We start from the raw sequence: 760 nt of genomic DNA on the forward strand, positions 1-760 counted from the left end.
ATATCATAGGCTTAATTCCGACACATTATCTGCGACCTAGATCATTTCAGGCCGCTTCGGCTCCCCCAATGAACGCACTTCTGTCCGCGAAAAGAGTCACTTGGCCGATTGTGACGGGCGGCTTTCGATCACCACGCAGCCGCCGCAATCCATCTCGGGCGGCATCACGAAACAGAGCGCTGACCGATCGTCGATACACATTTTGTCTCGCGGATCAGTTCAAAAACCGCCACGCCAACGCTGATCAAACTCGCGCTACGGTTGCAAACCGACGTCGAATGCGGGATGGTGTCGACCGTTGACATGAAGGGGGGCCTTCCATGAAGCTTGCAGTCCGGACTGCGATGTCCCTGATGCTGGCGTTTGCTCCAGGATTGGCCGGCGCACAAGCCACGGATCCGGGCGACGACAAAACAATTATCTTCACTCCCGGCGACCCAGAGATGGCAGCGGCGACCGCGCAGGCGCTCGCCAGCCTGGACGACTTCCTGGCACTGTCCGAGGCGCCTCCCGCCGACACAGAGAGGTTCAAATTGAAGGTCAAGGTACGGGACGGCAACGTCACCGAACACTTCTGGGTCATACCGTTCCGCCGCACCGAAACCGGATTTGTCGGCATATTGGCAAACCAGCCGGAGGAAGTGCACAACGTCGTCCTCGGCCAGAACATAGAATTCACCAGGGACGATATTTCCGACTGGGGATACACACGCGGCGGACGTCAGGTCGGCAGCTTCACCGTGTGCGTCATGTTCAACAA

1 protein-coding gene is annotated in these 760 nt (G+C 58.0%); it reads left to right on the forward strand.

Features of this window, described 5'->3' with window-relative positions:
* Nucleotides 1-320 precede the first annotated feature (320 nt).
* Nucleotides 321-760, forward strand: a 440-nt coding sequence (locus EN925_RS38185; RefSeq protein ID WP_128337483.1) for a DUF2314 domain-containing protein, incomplete at its 3' end; no start/stop codon positions are given.

It is taken from the genome of Mesorhizobium sp. M7A.F.Ca.US.006.04.2.1, assembly GCF_004022915.1.
In the GTDB taxonomy this organism is placed as follows: domain Bacteria; phylum Pseudomonadota; class Alphaproteobacteria; order Rhizobiales; family Rhizobiaceae; genus Mesorhizobium; species Mesorhizobium ciceri.